19 protein-coding genes and 1 tRNA gene are annotated in these 15,784 nt (G+C 57.9%); 2 read left to right on the top strand and 18 right to left on the bottom strand.

Features of this window, described 5'->3' with window-relative positions; genetic code table 11:
- Positions 1 to 193 precede the first annotated feature (193 nt).
- Both HBO19_RS02805 and HBO19_RS02800 read left to right on the top strand, forming a co-directional pair.
- The gene (locus HBO19_RS02805; RefSeq protein ID WP_170056855.1) at positions 194 to 1,000 is read left to right on the top strand and encodes a hypothetical protein; all 807 of its coding nucleotides are present in this window, start codon (positions 194 to 196) and stop codon (positions 998 to 1,000) included.
- Positions 1,001 to 1,207: 207 nt separating this feature from the next.
- Positions 1,208 to 1,531: a hypothetical protein gene (locus HBO19_RS02800; protein ID WP_170056854.1), complete on the top strand. Its 324-nt coding sequence runs from the start codon at positions 1,208 to 1,210 to the stop codon at positions 1,529 to 1,531.
- A gap of 317 nt (positions 1,532 to 1,848) precedes the next feature.
- Here the strand turns inward: HBO19_RS02800 and HBO19_RS02795 are convergent.
- The 18 genes from HBO19_RS02795 to HBO19_RS02710 form a co-directional block, all read right to left on the bottom strand.
- Positions 1,849 to 1,924 (bottom strand) — tRNA-Lys (locus HBO19_RS02795).
- Between the two features lie 63 nt (positions 1,925 to 1,987).
- The gene (queC, locus tag HBO19_RS02790) at positions 1,988 to 2,677 is read right to left on the bottom strand and encodes a 7-cyano-7-deazaguanine synthase QueC (RefSeq protein WP_170056853.1); all 690 of its coding nucleotides are present in this window, start codon (positions 2,675 to 2,677) and stop codon (positions 1,988 to 1,990) included.
- A 1-nt stretch (position 2,678) separates the two neighbouring features.
- Positions 2,679 to 3,326 carry a 7-carboxy-7-deazaguanine synthase QueE gene (gene queE / locus HBO19_RS02785; protein ID WP_170056852.1) on the bottom strand — a complete coding sequence of 216 codons (648 nt, stop codon included), beginning with the start codon at positions 3,324 to 3,326 and terminating at the stop codon, positions 2,679 to 2,681.
- A gap of 165 nt (positions 3,327 to 3,491) precedes the next feature.
- The gene (gene ybgF, locus HBO19_RS02780; RefSeq protein WP_169954667.1) at positions 3,492 to 4,316 is read right to left on the bottom strand and encodes a tol-pal system protein YbgF; all 825 of its coding nucleotides are present in this window, start codon (positions 4,314 to 4,316) and stop codon (positions 3,492 to 3,494) included.
- 6 nt (positions 4,317 to 4,322) lie between these two features.
- Complete coding sequence (pal, locus tag HBO19_RS02775) at positions 4,323 to 4,823, bottom strand: peptidoglycan-associated lipoprotein Pal (protein WP_029300299.1); 501 nt, start codon at positions 4,821 to 4,823, stop codon at positions 4,323 to 4,325.
- A 55-nt stretch (positions 4,824 to 4,878) separates the two neighbouring features.
- Complete coding sequence (gene tolB, locus HBO19_RS02770; protein WP_169851059.1) at positions 4,879 to 6,159, bottom strand: Tol-Pal system beta propeller repeat protein TolB; 1,281 nt, start codon at positions 6,157 to 6,159, stop codon at positions 4,879 to 4,881.
- Between the two features lie 17 nt (positions 6,160 to 6,176).
- Positions 6,177 to 7,250, bottom strand: coding sequence for a cell envelope integrity protein TolA (gene tolA / locus HBO19_RS02765; protein WP_029300302.1), 1,074 nt, complete (start codon positions 7,248 to 7,250; stop codon positions 6,177 to 6,179).
- Positions 7,250 to 7,702 carry a protein TolR gene (gene tolR / locus HBO19_RS02760; RefSeq protein WP_162473200.1) on the bottom strand — a complete coding sequence of 151 codons (453 nt, stop codon included), beginning with the start codon at positions 7,700 to 7,702 and terminating at the stop codon, positions 7,250 to 7,252. Before tolR ends, tolA begins: the two co-directional genes overlap by 1 nt.
- 23 nt (positions 7,703 to 7,725) lie before the next feature.
- Positions 7,726 to 8,421, bottom strand: a complete 696-nt coding sequence (tolQ, locus tag HBO19_RS02755) for a protein TolQ (protein WP_029300305.1) — start codon at positions 8,419 to 8,421, stop codon at positions 7,726 to 7,728.
- Position 8,422: 1 nt separating this feature from the next.
- Positions 8,423 to 8,878: a tol-pal system-associated acyl-CoA thioesterase gene (gene ybgC, locus HBO19_RS02750; protein WP_169954666.1), complete on the bottom strand. Its 456-nt coding sequence runs from the start codon at positions 8,876 to 8,878 to the stop codon at positions 8,423 to 8,425.
- Positions 8,879 to 9,016: 138 nt separating this feature from the next.
- Complete coding sequence (ruvB, locus tag HBO19_RS02745; protein ID WP_169954665.1) at positions 9,017 to 10,075, bottom strand: Holliday junction branch migration DNA helicase RuvB; 1,059 nt, start codon at positions 10,073 to 10,075, stop codon at positions 9,017 to 9,019.
- Positions 10,076 to 10,687 (bottom strand): Holliday junction branch migration protein RuvA, encoded by a 612-nt coding sequence (gene ruvA / locus HBO19_RS02740; protein WP_003193868.1) that lies wholly within the window; start codon positions 10,685 to 10,687, stop codon positions 10,076 to 10,078.
- Between the two features lie 63 nt (positions 10,688 to 10,750).
- Entirely contained in the window at positions 10,751 to 11,275 is a 525-nt protein-coding gene (gene ruvC / locus HBO19_RS02735) for a crossover junction endodeoxyribonuclease RuvC (protein ID WP_005790910.1), read from the bottom strand.
- A 158-nt stretch (positions 11,276 to 11,433) separates the two neighbouring features.
- On the bottom strand, positions 11,434 to 12,180 hold the full coding sequence (locus HBO19_RS02730; RefSeq protein ID WP_038442836.1) for a YebC/PmpR family DNA-binding transcriptional regulator: 747 nt from the start codon (positions 12,178 to 12,180) through the stop codon (positions 11,434 to 11,436).
- 135 nt (positions 12,181 to 12,315) lie between these two features.
- Complete coding sequence (gene aspS, locus HBO19_RS02725) at positions 12,316 to 14,091, bottom strand: aspartate--tRNA ligase (protein WP_029300316.1); 1,776 nt, start codon at positions 14,089 to 14,091, stop codon at positions 12,316 to 12,318.
- A gap of 110 nt (positions 14,092 to 14,201) precedes the next feature.
- Entirely contained in the window at positions 14,202 to 14,423 is a 222-nt protein-coding gene (locus HBO19_RS02720; protein WP_057441377.1) for a zinc ribbon domain-containing protein, read from the bottom strand.
- A gap of 162 nt (positions 14,424 to 14,585) precedes the next feature.
- Positions 14,586 to 14,936 (bottom strand): ribbon-helix-helix domain-containing protein, encoded by a 351-nt coding sequence (locus tag HBO19_RS02715; RefSeq protein WP_169954664.1) that lies wholly within the window; start codon positions 14,934 to 14,936, stop codon positions 14,586 to 14,588.
- 192 nt (positions 14,937 to 15,128) lie between these two features.
- Entirely contained in the window at positions 15,129 to 15,602 is a 474-nt protein-coding gene (locus tag HBO19_RS02710; RefSeq protein WP_029300319.1) for a Dps family protein, read from the bottom strand.
- Positions 15,603 to 15,784 lie beyond the last annotated feature (182 nt).

Genomic DNA, 15,784 nt, shown 5'->3' with positions numbered 1-15,784 from the left:
CCTCAGAATAAATCTACAGACTCAAATATAGACAAATAGAATCTGTAGAGCAAATCCATGCAACGTCAGCCGTTACAACCAAAGGGCACAGTACCAGAGTCGAATTATTTCGAATCGCACTTTACCGTTTGATGGGTGAGAATAGTTCCCGTCTACCTCTTCCCGTGTCTATTTGTATATGAGCCCCCAAGAAATGGAATTCAACGCGCCTTCTCCCTCCCGCTGGCTACTGGCCTTGTTCGGTGCGAGCCTGCTGTCACTGGCCGGTTGCCAGAGCCAAACGCCAGAGCAGGCGGCGGCCTCGGCGGCGGCACAGGTGCAACAAAAGGACGAAAAATTCATCCATACCTTCACCACGATACTGCGCAGCTACGCCCTGGCCGCCAATGAAGACGAGCTGACGGGGGTGATGAACATGATCATGACCGTCGACGCGCAGAACCACGTCGTGGACTGTTCGGCCAAACGCGGGACCCTGCTGCCCAACGAGGGCCAGAACAACCTGCGCCAGGCCAAGCTGGCCAAACTGGTGACTGAACTGTGCTGGACCACCCTCTTTCCCGAGGTCTCGCCCAAGGTCTTCGCCAACGCCAAGGACACCCAGGTGATTGTCGCGCCCATGGTGTTCACCCCTCTGATGGGGCTTTCGGATGAACAGCAACAACTGCAGAAAACACGAATCGACCTGTATAGGCAGATACGTTTTTTCCGTGAACAGCTGTTTGTCGGGCATGACATCCAGAGTATTGGCGTCGCCAGCTTCCACCTCATCGCCGATGCGCAAGGCAAAGTGAATGAGTGCATGGTCAACCTGAATCAGAGCCCGTACCGTTTACAGGGCTTCAAGGTAGATAGCGCGTTGCAGCAACGCCTTGTCACGCAGTGCAAACTGCTGGACCTGCGAAAGATGCCGGGGTTTGCCAACTACCCCAAGGGCCTGCCCATGGGGTATGTGCAGGTAGACTACAGCCCGTGGATGAATGGGCATAAGCAGCCTTGAGCCTAACGCTGGTGCGGGGCTCTCGGGGTTTCACATCAGCAAGCCCAAACACCTCCCACGAACTTATAACGTCACCCAACATTATTCATAACAATTATAAAAAACCTCAAACATCTCATGAAACCTGTCAACTATGACAGTAGACACATCCCAAAAACCCAGAGCATAGTTTCATGTGGGGAAACGCACATCTAGAGGAATCATAAAATGAAAAGCTCAATCATTGGATTTCTTCTAGCATTTGCAGTTCTGCTTCAAATGCAAGCAGCCAATGCTGAAGACAACAACACATGTAAAAATGCCTGGCAGAGTAGCCCTGCCTATCAGTCCTGCAGCAAGGGAGACACTGTGCCGGTGGGAAACGCCGGCGTCATTCAAGTAGTGCGACTCAACGCCGAGGGCGCTTGCTGGATTACCGCAAGCTGTCGTATGGCCAACGGTGGAGATTTCATAACCTCCTTCAATGGCCCCGCAGCGGAGGTAAAAACCATAAATAACTGTAATGGAACTTTAAAGGCGTCGTCGTGCTAGTTGCCTAGTGACGCGGTATTAAAATGCGACATCAATTCTGATCTTGCACACCTGCCAAGTAAGTACAACTGCACAGTTTACTTACTTGGCATAACCTCTACTGTTCTGAAAAAGCGGACCCGGCTGGGTTTACCTGGCGACAGCTACAAATAATGGCTTGGGTGTTGTATCCGCAGTCGAAGACGGTGCTGCTAGTCGATGCGAATGTCGTGTCACCCTTCAGGCGAGCCATCGAGCCCGCGCTTTTGTCCCAGGCAAAAAAAAACCCGGAAATCCTCACTTGCGTGGGCCTTCCGGATTTTCTAAACCGCCAAAAATGGTGGGTCGTGTGGGATTCGAACCTACGACCAATTGGTTAAAAGCCAACTGCTCTACCAACTGAGCTAACGACCCGCTGTGTGGTGGCGCGTATAATACTGATTTCTAAGGATTATTCAACACCTTATTTTAAATAAATCAGAAATAACGCGTCGGGTCAGTAATTCCGGCCGCTTGGAAGCCTTCGGCGCGCAGGCGGCAGCTGTCACATTTCCTACAAGCACGACCGTCATTGTCCGCCTGGTAGCAGGAAACAGTCAGCGAGTAGTCGACACCAAGCCCTACACCCGCCTTGACGATCTGCGCCTTGCTCAGGTTTTGCAGTGGCGCCTGGATACGGAAGCCATGCCCTTCTACGCCAGCCTTGGTCGCCAGGTTGGCCATGCGCTCGAACGACTCGACGAACTCTGGGCGACAGTCCGGGTAGCCGGAGTAATCCACCGCGTTGACGCCGATAAAGATGTCGCGGGCGTTAAGCACCTCTGCCCAGCCCAGGGCCAGCGACAGGAACACAGTGTTACGGGCCGGCACGTAGGTGACCGGGATGCCCTCAGTGGGCGCCTCAGGCACGTCAATGGAGCTGTCGGTCAGGGCCGAGCCGCCAATGCCATTGAGGTTCAAGCCGATCACCTTGTGCTCCACCACGCCGAGGTCGTGGGCGACACGGGCGGCGGCGTGCAACTCGGCATGGGAGCGCTGGCCATAGTCGAAGCTCATGGTGTAGCAGCTATAGCCCTCGGCACGCGCCATCGCCACCACGGTCGCGGAGTCGAGGCCACCAGATAGCAGGATTACGGCACGTTTTTGATCAGTCGTTTGTTCAGTCATTTCAGCGTCCTGGCTCGTCGTTCCAAAGGTATTTATGCAGCTGCAATTGCAGGCGCACCGGCAGATTGTCCGCGACCACCCAATCTGCGAGGTCGCGAGCGTTCAAGTCATGGTGGCTTGGAGAGAACAGCACCTCGCCGGCGCGTCGGTCCAGGCCGTACTGGATCAGCTTGGAATTGGCCCAGTCATAGTCGTCCCGCGAGCAAATGACAAACTTGATCTGGTCGTTGGCGGTCAGCAGCTCGATATTCTCATAACGGTTGCGATGCGCTTCTTTGGAGTCCGGGGTCTTCAAGTCAACCACGCGGCTGACGCGCGGATCGACCGCGGAAATATCCAGGGCGCCACTGGTTTCCAGCGACACCTCGTAACCGGCGTCACACAACTGCCTGAGCAAAGGAATGGCATTGGGCTGGGCCAGCGGCTCGCCGCCTGTTACACAGACGTAACGCGGCCGGAAGCCTGCAACCTGCTCCAGGATATCGTCGAGGGTACGAATGGTGCCGCCGCTGAAGGCGTAGGCGCTGTCACAGTACTGGCAGCGCAACGGGCAGCCGGTGAGGCGCACAAATACTGTGGGCAGGCCGGCAGTGCGCGTTTCACCCTGTAACGAGTAAAAAACTTCGGTGATGCGTAATGTGTCTTGCATAGTCGCCACGGGCGTAACAGCTAAACAGGCTGTCCGCCTCCGTCAGGCACTTCATGGGATCCCGGCAAAGCGTGAACCCCAGAAAGCGTATTTCATAAAAGGGCGTGGATTCTAACGAAAAAACCCGCGACAGGCGCGGGTTTCTTCCAAGCGGGACAGCAATGCTTACAAGCGTTGCAAATCACGCTGAGCCAACTGGGCGGCAGAGGTACCCGGATATTGGGCCACTACCTGCTGAAGAATGCCTTTGACCTTGTCGGTATGACCCAGGCGGCGCTCTACATCAGCCAGTTTGTACAGCGAATCAGGCACCTTGGCGTGCTTGGGGTAAAGCTGGCTGACCTTGGCAAACGCCTGGCCTGCACCCTGCAAATCACCCTTGGCCAGGTTGACCTCACCCAACCAATACTGGGCATTACCCGCGTACTGGCTGTTTGGATAACGACCCAGGAAAGCGGTGAACGCCTTGCTGGCCTTGTCGAAATCCTTGGCCTTGATCAGGTCGAAGGCTGCGTCGTAATACAGCTTTTCCTTCGCCGGATCAGCCGGTTCGCTGCTGGCGGCAGGGGCCTGAGTGGCGCCTGCGGCTGCACCACCGGCGGCGCTTGCGGCGCCACCGGCAGAAGAATTATCAGGAGTAGCGGCTGGTGTAGCACCGGCTCCTATACGTCGGTCAAGATCCTGGTAACGCTCCAGGCCTTCCTGCTTGAGCTGACGCACTTCATTTTGCAGAACTTCAATGGTGCCTTGTTGCTGCGCCAATTGATCCTGCATGCGTTGCAGTTGGTTGAACAGTTCGCCCTGTGCCGAAGGAGCGGCCGTGGCCGCTCCCCCCGCATAGGCGCCGTTCGTGCCATAACCTGCAGGTGGATAGCTGCTCCCACTATTGTTATAGCCAGAGTTGCTATCTTCCACGGGAACCGCAGCCCACACCGCAAGCGGTGCAAGGCTGAGAGCCAATACGGTTACAACACGACGGCACGTTCGCATGACGAATTACTTACGCAGTTCGACGCGACGGTTTTGAGCCCAGGATTGCTCGTCGTTGCCGGTAGCAACTGGACGCTCTTCACCGTAGGAAACCAGTTCCAGCTGAGCTGGGGAAACACCTTGCAGTACCAGGTAGCGCTGAACGGCTTTCGCACGACGCTCGCCCAGTGCCATGTTGTACTCACGAGTACCACGTTCGTCGGTGTTGCCTTCCAGAACAACGCGAGCGCCGTTACCTTTCAGGTCTTTCGCGTGAACGTCCAGAGCGCGCATGGCTTCTGGCTTCAGGTCCGAACTGTCGTATTCGAAGTAGAAAGTGGTGATCGCGCGCAGAGCAGCTTCTTCGCTCAGGGAGCCGTCAACTGCACCAGTGTTGGCGCCGTAACCAGCGTTTGGATCAACAGCTGCGCCTTCACCGGCATTGTCGCCGCCTTTAGACGAGCAACCAACGGCTACGGACAGAGCCAGAGCCAGAGCAGCAAACTTACCAAACTTCAGCATTTCCATCGTGAAACTCCTAATGAACCCCAGTGTGTTAAGTACTTCTTTTTGTAGCGCCGCGTCAGTTCAGGTAAGGGGACCAGGACGGTTCTCTGACTTCGCCTTGTGCGGTAGGAAGCGGGAGCCTTACGCGTCCATTAATGGACACGAGCATCAAGACTCCCCGGCCCTGCTGGCGGGTGGCGTAGATTACCATGGTGCCGTTGGGCGCAACAGTAGGCGACTCATCAAGAGTGCTATCTGTGAGGATTTTTACGCTTCCGCGCTGCAAATCCTGGGCCGCCACCTTGAAATTAGTGAAACCATCCTGGCGATGGATCATTACCAGGGTCTTTTCATCCGCCGAAAGCTTCGGATTGGCGTTGTAGTTACCAATAAAGGTCACACGCTCCGCACCACCACCGCCAACGCTGCTCTTGTAGATCTGCGGTTTGCCGCCACGGTCTGACGTGAAGTAGATGGTCGAACCATCCTTGCCCCAGAACGGCTCGGTGTTGATACCAGGGCCGGAAGTGACACGGGTGATCTGGCGCGAACCGAGGTTCATCACGTAGATATCCGGGTTACCGTCCTTGGACAGTACGAATGCCAGGCGATTGCCATCCGGCGACCAGGCTGGGGCACCGTTCAGGCCTTCAAAGTTGGTGATCTGCTCACGGCGACCGGTGTCGATGTGCTGGACGAAGATGCGCGGACGCTTCTGCTCGAACGACACGTAGGCAATACGCTTGCCATCTGGCGCAAAACGCGGCGACAGGATCGGCTCGCGCGATTGCAACAGGGTCACTGCACGGGCACCGTCGTAGTCCGAACGTTGCAGGGTGTAGCGGGTGTTGTTCACCGAGAAACGCTCAGCCGTCACGTACAACATGCGGGTAGAGAACGCACCCTTGATACCCACCAGTTTCTCGAACGACTGGTCGGCAATGTAGTGCGCCATGTCCCGCAGTTGGTCAACGCTGCCCGACACGCTACCGGTCAGCACTTGCTGCTCGGTGGCCACGTTGAACAGAGCGTATTGCACCTGCAAGCGACCGCCTGCTGGAACGATGCTACCTACCATCAGGTACTGGGCGCCCAGGGCTTTCCAGTCACGGTAGATCACTTCGCTGCCTTGGGTCGGCTGGCTGATCATGTTCTGTTTCGGAATTGGCGCGTAGTAACCCGAGTTGCGCAGGTCATTACCAATGATTTCCGCCATATCGTCCGGCAGAACGCTGCCGCCCTGCCAGCCAAACGGTACAACCGCAATCGGGGTGGCCCGATCGCTACCGCTGGTTACCAGGATGTTCTTTTCATCCGCCGCCGCTATCCCTGCCATACAGCAAATAACGACAAGCATTCCTCGAAGAAGGTTTCTCACAAGGCTAGATCCTCAGGTGTGAATGTCATCTTGAATGAACGATAGGGAGCGAAGTCGCTTGGTTTCATTCCCTGCATCTCGGTCAACCGGCCAATATTCTTGACCGCTGCAACCGCTGAACTGTCGAACGAACCGTCGCCACTGGACTTGGCCACGCTGACCGAAGTCACCGTACCGTCTGGCAACATGCCGATCTGCAGCACGACTGTCATGCCTTTGCGTGCCGAAGGTGGACGTGTCCAGCCTTCTGCTGCGCGAGCGCGAATCAGATCGTCGAAACTGCCCGCGACTTCGTCACCACGTTCATCGGCCAAGGCCTGCTGACGTTGCGGCGTGTCGGAAAGCAAATCTGCCAAGGCCTGGGCCTTTTTATCTTCGGCGGATTTACGTGCTGCTTCCTGGGCCTTTTTCTTGGAGGCGTCGGCGGCAGCTTTCTTCTTCGCATCATCGGCGATTTTCTTCTTCGCCTCGTCTGCTTCAGCTTTTTTCTTGGCGTCTTCGGCGGCTTTCTTCTTCGCGTCTTCGACTATCTTTTTCTTGGCTTCTTCAGCGGCCTTTTTCTTGGCCTCTTCTTCAGCCGCTTTCTTGGCTTCTTCTTCAGATTTCTTCTTGGCTATATCAGCCAGTTGTTTCTCTTCGGCTTTTTTGGCTTCGGCAGCTTTCTCGGCTTTCTTGGCTTCATCAGCCTTTTTCGCCTCGTCGGCCTTCTTCGCTTCGTCAGCCTTTTTCGATTCTTCGGCCTTTTGAGCCGCCTCGTCTTTCTTTTGTTCCGCAGCAGCCTTCACCGCTTCCTGCTCGACCTTCTTCTGTTCCATCTGTTCGACTTCAGTCTGGCGCGCAGCCGACTTCTGGGCCTCACCGGCAATCTTCTGATTGGTCTGGGTGGTGGCCTGACTTTTCGATTTCAGCTGATACAGGGTCGCCTGCACGATCGGCTTGGCTGGCGGCAGCTCCGGGGTCATGGCAAAGCTGACAAACAGCATGCCAAACACCAGAACGTGCAGGGCAATCGCCCAGACGCTAGGCCAGAAGAAGCTTTCCGAGGCGGACGGCTCTCGCTGTTGCTGCATCAGGGCGCCTCGGTAATCAAGCCAACATTACCGACCCCGGCCTTCTGCAGCCCGCCCATGGCGCCCATGACGGAGCCGTAGTCGACCGACTTGTCACCGCGGATGAACACCTGGGTGTGCTTGCCGCCTTCATTGCCGGCGCGGATGATTTTGGTCACGGCGTCGGTCATCTGCGGCAAGGTCATGGCCTTGTCCTGTTGCTTCTGGGTGTCGACTTCGCTGCCAAGGTTCCAGTAATAGGTCTTGTCAGCCTTGATCGAAATGGTCAGGACCTGGGTGTTGTTGTCCTGCGGCAAGGCTTCGCTGGAAACCTTGGGCAGATCAACCTTCACCCCCTGATTGAGCATCGGCGCGGTCACCATGAAGATCACCAGCAGCACCAGCATCACGTCGATGTAAGGCACTACGTTCATCTCGGCGACCGGCTTGCGCTTTTTGCGAGCTCGAGCGATTAAAGCCATTGGGAATTACCTGCTTATTCTTCGCTGGTGTGCACTTTACGGTGCAGGATCGCCTGGAATTCATCGGCGAAGGTGTAGTAACGGCCAATCAGGGTTTCGCTGGTGGCGGCGAAACGGTTGTAGGCAATTACTGCGGGGATTGCAGCGAACAAGCCGATGGCAGTGGCGATCAGCGCTTCGGCGATACCCGGGGCCACGGTGGCCAGGGTCGCTTGCTGGGCCGTTGCCAGGCCACGGAAGGAGTTCATGATGCCCCATACGGTGCCGAACAGGCCGATATACGGGCTGACCGAACCGACGGTGGCCAGGAACGGCAGGCTCTGCTCGAGCTTTTCTTCCTCACGGGAGATCGCTACGCGCATCGCACGGGCCACGCCTTCCATGACCGCTTCCGGGTCGACGCCGGACTGCTGGCGCAGGCGGGAAAATTCCTTGAAGCCGGCGCGAAAGATCTGCTCGACGCCCGAGTCCGGGTCCGGGTTGCTGCCCGCCTGGCGATACAGCTTGGACAGGTCGATACCCGACCAGAAGCGCTCTTCGAAGCTCTCCAGGGCGCGTCGACCGGCGCGCAGCAGGTTGCTGCGCTGGAAAATCATGACCCATGAGGTAACCGATGCGGCTACCAGGGTCAGCATGACCAGTTGAACCACGACACTGGCATTGCTGACCAGGCTCCACATGGAGGAATGGTCGACGACGGTAGGTTCCACGCTAAATCTCCTGCTTTGATTGTTGACCCGCGCCGCTCACGTTGGCAAAGGCCGCACGTAGAGTTTCGGGAATGGCCCTGGGTTTCAAACTGTTGGTGCGCACACACGCCACCAGGAACTGCCCCTCACAGAGCAGCGTTGCATCCGTTGCCCGCCTGACCTGCTGTTTAAAGCGCAGGCTGGCACGGTTCAATTCGATTACTTGCGCGCTGACCAGCAATTCATCGTCCAGTCGCGCCGGCGCGTAGTAACGGGCCTCGCTGGAATGCACGACAAATAACAGGTCCTCCCCTGCCAGCTGGGATTGGGCAAAGCCCAGCTCCCGTAGCCGCTCGGTTCGAGCCCGCTCCATGAACTTTAGATAATTGACGTAATACACGATGCCGCCCGCATCGGTGTCCTCGTAATAAACGCGACAGCGATGTGCGAACGACTGATCCCCGTTTTGCGCGCGCATACTCTAGTGCTTACTCCTCAGGTTGCCAATCCGGCCAGGCAACTGTTTTTCATTCTCTGCAGCATTTCTAACGAAAGAATGACGACGCCAGCCACTAGGACAGCACAAACGCCGAATAAATCGACCCGCCATGCCTTTTTAATCGTCCACTGCATCGAGGAATTCGTCTACCACAGGCATCTCCCCCAATCGTGACGGAATGTTTAACCCAAAGTGCAGATACGCGTGGCGCGTGACCACCCGCCCCCTTGGCGTACGCATGATGTAACCCTGTTGAATCAGGTACGGCTCCAGCACATCCTCAATGGTATGGCGCTCCTCACTGATGGCGGCGGCCAGGCTATCCACGCCCACCGGCCCACCATCGAACTTCTCGATCATGGTCAACAGCAGGCGCCGGTCCTGATGGTCGAAGCCATGTTCATCGACGTCCAGCAGGTTCAACGCCAGGTCGGCCACGGCCTTGGTGATATGGCCCTTGGCCCGCACCTCGGCAAAATCGCGCACCCGGCGCAGCAAACGGTTGGCAATCCGCGGTGTGCCACGGGCCCTGCGGGCAATCTCGAAGGCGCCTTCCGGGTCGAGCGGCAAGCTGAGAATCCCCGCCGAACGGCTGACAATCGTCGCAAGGTCAGCAGTGCTATAGAACTCTAGACGTTGAACAATGCCGAAACGGTCTCGCAACGGGTTGGTCAACATGCCGGCACGGGTGGTGGCGCCGACCAGGGTAAACGGCGGCAGGTCGAGCTTGATCGAGCGCGCGGCCGGCCCTTCGCCAATCATGATATCCAGCTGGAAATCTTCCATGGCCGGGTATAGCACTTCTTCGACGATGGGCGACAACCGGTGGATTTCGTCGATGAACAGCACGTCATGGGGTTCAAGGTTGGTCAGCAACGCAGCCAGGTCGCCCGGGCGCTCCAGCACCGGGCCGGAGGTGCTCTTGATCGACACGCCCATTTCCTGGGCGATGATGTTGGCCAGGGTAGTCTTGCCCAGCCCCGGCGGGCCGAAGATCAGCGTGTGGTCCAGGGACTCGGCACGCCCACGTGCCGCCTGGATGAACAGCTCCATCTGCTCGCGCACGGTGGGCTGGCCAATGTAATCGGCAAGGCTCAGGGGGCGGATGGCCCGGTCCTGGACCTCTTCACGGTCGCGAGGGCCGGTGGCTGCAATCAGACGATCAGCTTCAATCACTTAAATCATTCCCTTCAGGGCTCGGCGGATCATGTCTTCAGCGCTCAGGTTCTTGTCCTTGATGGCCGACACTGCCTTGCTGGCCTCCTGTGGCTTGTAGCCAAGGGAGATCAGCGCATTGACGGCGTCACTTTCGGCGCTGGCGACTTGGGCCGCCGGCATATCCGGCTGGTTTGGCACCAGCGCAAACATGCTTGGCACCACTTCCCAGGCTTTGAAGCGATCCTTGAGCTCCACCAGCAGGCGCTCAGCGGTTTTTTTGCCGACACCCGGCACCTTGGTCAGCGCCGAGGTGTCCTGGGCCGAAACAGCACGTACCAACTCGTCCACTTCCAGGCTCGACATCAAGGCCAGGGCCAGTTTCGGGCCAACGCCATTGAGGCGGATCAGCTCGCGGAAGAAGTCGCGGTCGCGCTTGCCGATGAAACCATAGAGTAGTTGCGCGTCTTCGCGCACCACCAGATGGGTGTGCAACGTTATCGGTTCACCGACCGACGGTAGGCGGTACAGGGTGGTCATGGGCACTTCCAGCTCATACCCCAGCCCGTTTACATCCAGAATCAGGTGCGGCGGCTGTTTCTCAGCCAGGGTGCCGCGCAAGCGTCCAATCACGGTTCAGATCCTTAAAGCTTGAGGTCAGATCGAGGCCCGACCATAACGATTGCGCTGATGCTATCAGAGACGCAGGCGCCCGCCACGACTGCGTGCCGTGCCAAGGCCGTGAGGCAGCAGGCTGGAGCGGGTGTGGGCATGGCAAATGGCGATGGCCAGGGCGTCAGAAGCGTCGATCTGTGGCTTGGAGGTGAGTTTGAGCATGTGCATGACCATCATCTGCACCTGCTCTTTATTCGCCGCGCCGGTGCCAACCACCGCCTGCTTGACCTGGGTCGCGGTGTATTCGGCGATTTCCATGCCCTCCTCCGCTCCGGCGACGATGGCAGCGCCGCGGGCCTGGCCCAGCTTGAGGGCCGAGTCGGCATTTTTGGCCATGAATACCTTTTCGATGCCCATGGTCACCGGCCCGTAGGTCTGGATCACTTCACGTACGCCGCGATAGACGATCTGCAAACGCTCGGCCAGCTCCCCGGCGCCGGTACGGATACATCCCGACGCCACGTAGATACAGCCACGCGGGGTCTGCTGCACCACGCCAAAGCCGGTGATGCGCGAACCGGGGTCGATACCTAGGATTAAAGTCATAACGCCTGCAGGTTGGGTAAACACATTTTTTGATACAGCGAAGATCCAATGTGGGAGCGGGCTTGCTCGCGAAAGCGGTGCTTCAGTCAACGCATGTACTGACTGACAAACCGCTTTCGCGAGCAAGCCCGCTCCCACATTATGGTCTACACCAGCCTTCAGACTAGCTGTGCGGCCACGTCTTCTGGAATGTCGGCGTTGGAGTAGACGTTCTGCACATCATCCAGGTCTTCAAGCATGTCCAGCATCTTGAGCACCTTCTGCGCGCCGTCCAGGTCCAGTTCGGCGCTGGTGGTCGGCAGCATGACGATTTCCGCGTCGGTGCCTTTGAAACCCGCCGCTTCCAGGGCGTTACGCACCGCGTAGAAGCCGGCAAACGAGGTGAATACGTCGATGGAGCCGTCTTCGTTGGTCACCACGTCGTCGGCATCCGCCTCCATCGCAGCTTCCATCAGCGCGTCTTCATCGGTGCCCGGCGCGAAGGTAATCTGGCCCTTGCGCTCGAACAGATAGGCTACCGAACCATCCGTACCCAGGTTGCCGCCACACTTGCTGAACGCATGGCGTACGGCCGCCGCGGTACGGTTGCGGTTGTCGGTCATGCACTCAACCATCACCGCAACGCCGCCCGGGCCGTAGCCTTCATAGGTCAGTTCGACCATATCGTCGGTATCGGCCGCACCGGCCCCACGGGCCACGGCGCGGTCGATGATGTCGCGGCTCATGTTGGCACCCAGGGCCTTGTCCAGCGCCAGGCGCAGGCGTGGGTTGGAGCCAGGATCACCGCCGCCCTGGCGGGCAGCGACGGTCAGTTCGCGAATCCACTTGGTGAAGATCTTGCCTTTCTTGGCATCCTGACGCTCTTTGCGGTGCTTGATGTTCGCCCACTTGGAATGGCCAGCCATAACACAACTCCGAAATTCTCTAGAAACCTTTCAATCCCGCCCCAGGCGAGATTTCCCTCTTTTAAACGCAAAGGCGCATCCGAAGATGCGCCTTTTTGACTGCGTACAACCTTATCGCGCTTTCACGCCGCAGCCTTACTCAGCCTTCGGCGCCTCGCGCAGACGGATGTGCAGTTCGCGCAGTGCCTTGGCATCCACCACACCTGGAGCCTGGGTCATGACGTCCGCAGCACTCTGGGTTTTCGGGAAGGCAATCACTTCACGGATCGACTGGGCACCGGTCATCAGCATCACCAGGCGGTCAAGGCCGAAGGCCAGGCCGCCGTGGGGTGGAGCACCGTATTTCAGGGCGTCGAGCAGGAAGCCGAACTTCTCTTCCTGTTCCGCTTCGTTGATGCCCAGCAGGCGGAATACCGACTGCTGCATCTCTTTGCGGTGGATACGGATCGAACCGCCACCCAGCTCAGTGCCGTTGAGCACCATGTCGTAGGCACGGGACAGGGCGCCAGCCGGGTTGGCTTCCAGCTCCTGCGGCGTGCACTTGGGTGCGGTGAACGGGTGATGCAGGGCGCTGAAGCTGCCGTCGTCGTTCTCTTCGAACATCGGGAAGTCGACGACCCACATCGGTGCCCACTTGCAGGTCAGCAGGTCGAGGTCGTGGCCCAGCTTGATCCGCAGCGCGCCCAGGGCTTCGCTGACGATCTTGGCCTTGTCGGCGCCGAAGAACACGATATCGCCATCGACTGCGCCAACGCGATCGAGGATCACATTGAGCTTGTCTTCCGGGATGTTCTTGACGATTGGCGACTGCAGGCCTTCAACACCCTTGGCGCGCTCGTTGACCTTGATGTAAGCCAGGCCCTTGGCGCCGTAGATGCCGACGAACTTGGTGTAGTCGTCGATCTGTTTGCGCGGCATGCTCGCCCCGCCTGGCACACGCAGTGCGGCGATGCGGCATTTCGGGTCGTTGGCCGGGCCGCTGAATACCTTGAAGTCGACTTCCTTGAGCTGGTCGGCAACGTCGACCAGCTCCAGCGGGTTGCGCAGGTCTGGCTTGTCGGAACCGTAGCGGCGCATGGCTTCTTCGAAGGTCATGTGCGGGAACTCGCCGAATTCCAGGTCCAGCACTTCCTTGAACAGGTTGCGGATCATTTCTTCGGTCAGGCCCATGATCTCTTTTTCATCGAGGAAGCTGGTCTCGATGTCGATCTGGGTGAATTCCGGCTGGCGGTCGGCGCGCAGGTCTTCGTCGCGAAAGCACTTGGCGATCTGGTAGTAGCGGTCGAAGCCAGCGACCATCAGCAGTTGCTTGAACAACTGCGGCGATTGCGGCAAGGCGAAGAAGCTACCGGCGTGGGTACGACTTGGCACCAGGTAGTCACGTGCGCCTTCTGGCGTAGCACGGGTCAGGATCGGCGTCTCGACGTCGAGGAAGCCGTTCTCGTCGAGGAAGCGACGGATGCTGGTGGTCATGCGCGAGCGCAGGCGCAGCTTCTCGGCCATTTCCGGACGACGCAGGTCGAGGAAGCGATAACGCAGGCGGGTTTCTTCGCCAACGTCGGAGAACTCGTTGAGTGGGAACGGCGGGGTTTCCGACTCGTTAAGCACTTCCAGCTCGTAGCCCAGGACTTCGATCATGCCCGACGCCATGTTGGCGTTGGTGGCACCGGCCGGACGCAGGCGAACCTTGCCGGTGATTTTCACGACGTATTCGCTGCGCACGCGGTCAGCGGCGGCGAAGCTCTCGGCGCGATCCGGGTCGAATACCACCTGGGCCAGACCGTCACGATCACGGATATCGAGGAAAATCACCCCGCCATGGTCGCGGCGACGGTGAACCCATCCGCAAAGGGTGATTTCCTGACCTTCCAGGGTCTCGTTCAGTTGGCCGCAATAGTGGCTGCGCATCATGGTAGTGGTTTCACTTCTCGTAATTCGAAATTCGGTGGAGTTCCTGCTCGGACACCGCACCTATTAAGTCAGGCCACGGATAATGCAGGAGCTCGCGCGTAGAGTTCAACTCAGTCTGCTTTGTCGCCGCCCGCCAGATTCTTCTTGGCGCCGGTCTTGAAGTCCGTCTCGTACCAGCCGCTACCGCTCAGGCGAAAGCCCGGCATCGACAACATTTTTTTCAGCTCGGGCGCCTGGCAAGCAGGGCAATCGACCAACGGCGCGTCGCTGATCTTTTGAATGGCTTCCAACTGATGACCACAGGAAGCGCATTGGTAATCGTACATGGGCATGGAATATCTCGGCGATCACGTCACTGCTGCGCCACGCTCCGTACCAGCCGGTATGCGCAGCAAAGGGCGAGATTATATCCGTTAAATCGAGGCTGTGCAGCCGTGGCAACGTGCAGCCCACTTAGACCAACACCTCTGCCCCCCTGATACGGGACAACCGGCCTACATCACGCCAGCCTGATCTGCGGCGCATACCTGCCCTTTCAACGCATGAACCACACAGACCACCCTGACCAGGCCGCTGAAATTCTTGACCCCGCCATAACGCAAGTGCACCTCGCGATCCACATAGGACAGCAGCGCACTGACCGAACAGGTATTGATCCTGGCTATTTCACCAAGAATGTTCCAATAGACTTCTTCAAGCCGCAGGCATGTCGAAAAACCATTCAACCGGACAGAACGTGATAATGGCCGGGCCAACGCCATATCGAACCCTTTGACGAAGGGATCGATCTTTGTCTTGTAGACCCCGGAAGTTTCCAGCACACCTTTACTCATACTACGCGACATACACTTGACACTCCCTTGCCAAACGGCTCTTGAATACACGGCTGTTATTGGCCGTTGAGCCTATAAAACATCAAGCAGGCAAGTGCAGCCAGAAGACGGAGAGTCGCGGCTCGTAGGACAAGCCAACGCATATATCAGGAAGCAATCAGGTGCAGCCAGCGGCGCCTGCCGGGCACCACTGGCCTGCAGGGCTTACTTGCCTTCGAGCAGCGAGCGCAGCATCCAGGCGGTTTTTTCGTGGATCTGCATGCGCTGGGTCAGCAGGTCCGCGGTCGGCTCGTCGCTGACTTTATCCAGCAACGGGAAGATCCCGCGTGCAGTGCGGGTAACCGCTTCCTGCCCATCGACAAGTTGCTTGATCATGTTTTCAGCGCTGGGTACGCCTTCTTCTTCCTTGATCGAAGACAGACGGGCATAGATAGAGTAAGCACCCGGCGCTGGAAAGCCCAGGGCACGAATACGCTCGGCAATGGAGTCAACTGCCAGCGCCAGTTCGTTATATTGCTCTTCAAACATCAAGTGCAATGTACGAAATTGCGGCCCGGTAACGTTCCAATGGAAGTTATGGGTTTTCAAATACAGTACATAGGTATCTGAAAGCAGCCGTGAAAGTCCGTCAACAATGGATTTACGATCTTCTTCACTGATACCGATATCGATTGCCATGTCTATTCCCTTCAATTGATGAATATTCATTGATCAGGTGCTTACCCACTCTAGCAAGAGTGCTCGCCTTGCGCAGCCCTGCCGCCGCACTCGGCCTGCGGCAAATCGCCCCTTTGCAACGCGCTCGACCACGAACGGCAAGGCCTGGCACGGTGAAAAACACCCGCACCTGTCTAGGACAA

The sequence above is a fragment of the Pseudomonas sp. WS 5021 genome (genome assembly GCF_012985535.1).
Taxonomy (GTDB): Bacteria; Pseudomonadota; Gammaproteobacteria; order Pseudomonadales; family Pseudomonadaceae; genus Aquipseudomonas.
The sequence above is the reverse complement of the archived record's forward strand: the minus strand, read 5'-3'. Positions and strand labels throughout refer to the sequence as shown.

Coding starts and splice junctions, on each gene's coding strand:
- HBO19_RS02805 (WP_170056855.1), top strand. CDS start 194: ATGGAATTCAACGCGCCTTCTCCCTCCCGCTGGCTACTGGCCTTGTTC.
- HBO19_RS02800 (WP_170056854.1), top strand. CDS start 1,208: ATGAAAAGCTCAATCATTGGATTTCTTCTAGCATTTGCAGTTCTGCTT.
- queC (WP_170056853.1), bottom strand. CDS start 2,677: ATGACTGAACAAACGACTGATCAAAAACGTGCCGTAATCCTGCTATCT.
- queE (WP_170056852.1), bottom strand. CDS start 3,326: ATGCAAGACACATTACGCATCACCGAAGTTTTTTACTCGTTACAGGGT.
- ybgF (WP_169954667.1), bottom strand. CDS start 4,316: ATGCGAACGTGCCGTCGTGTTGTAACCGTATTGGCTCTCAGCCTTGCA.
- pal (WP_029300299.1), bottom strand. CDS start 4,823: ATGGAAATGCTGAAGTTTGGTAAGTTTGCTGCTCTGGCTCTGGCTCTG.
- tolB (WP_169851059.1), bottom strand. CDS start 6,159: ATGCTTGTCGTTATTTGCTGTATGGCAGGGATAGCGGCGGCGGATGAA.
- tolA (WP_029300302.1), bottom strand. CDS start 7,250: ATGCAGCAACAGCGAGAGCCGTCCGCCTCGGAAAGCTTCTTCTGGCCT.
- ybgC (WP_169954666.1), bottom strand. CDS start 8,878: ATGCGCGCGCAAAACGGGGATCAGTCGTTCGCACATCGCTGTCGCGTT.
- ruvC (WP_005790910.1), bottom strand. CDS start 11,275: ATGACTTTAATCCTAGGTATCGACCCCGGTTCGCGCATCACCGGCTTT.
- HBO19_RS02730 (WP_038442836.1), bottom strand. CDS start 12,180: ATGGCTGGCCATTCCAAGTGGGCGAACATCAAGCACCGCAAAGAGCGT.
- aspS (WP_029300316.1), bottom strand. CDS start 14,091: ATGATGCGCAGCCACTATTGCGGCCAACTGAACGAGACCCTGGAAGGT.
- HBO19_RS02720 (WP_057441377.1), bottom strand. CDS start 14,423: ATGCCCATGTACGATTACCAATGCGCTTCCTGTGGTCATCAGTTGGAA.
- HBO19_RS02715 (WP_169954664.1), bottom strand. CDS start 14,936: ATGTCGCGTAGTATGAGTAAAGGTGTGCTGGAAACTTCCGGGGTCTAC.
- HBO19_RS02710 (WP_029300319.1), bottom strand. CDS start 15,602: ATGGCAATCGATATCGGTATCAGTGAAGAAGATCGTAAATCCATTGTT.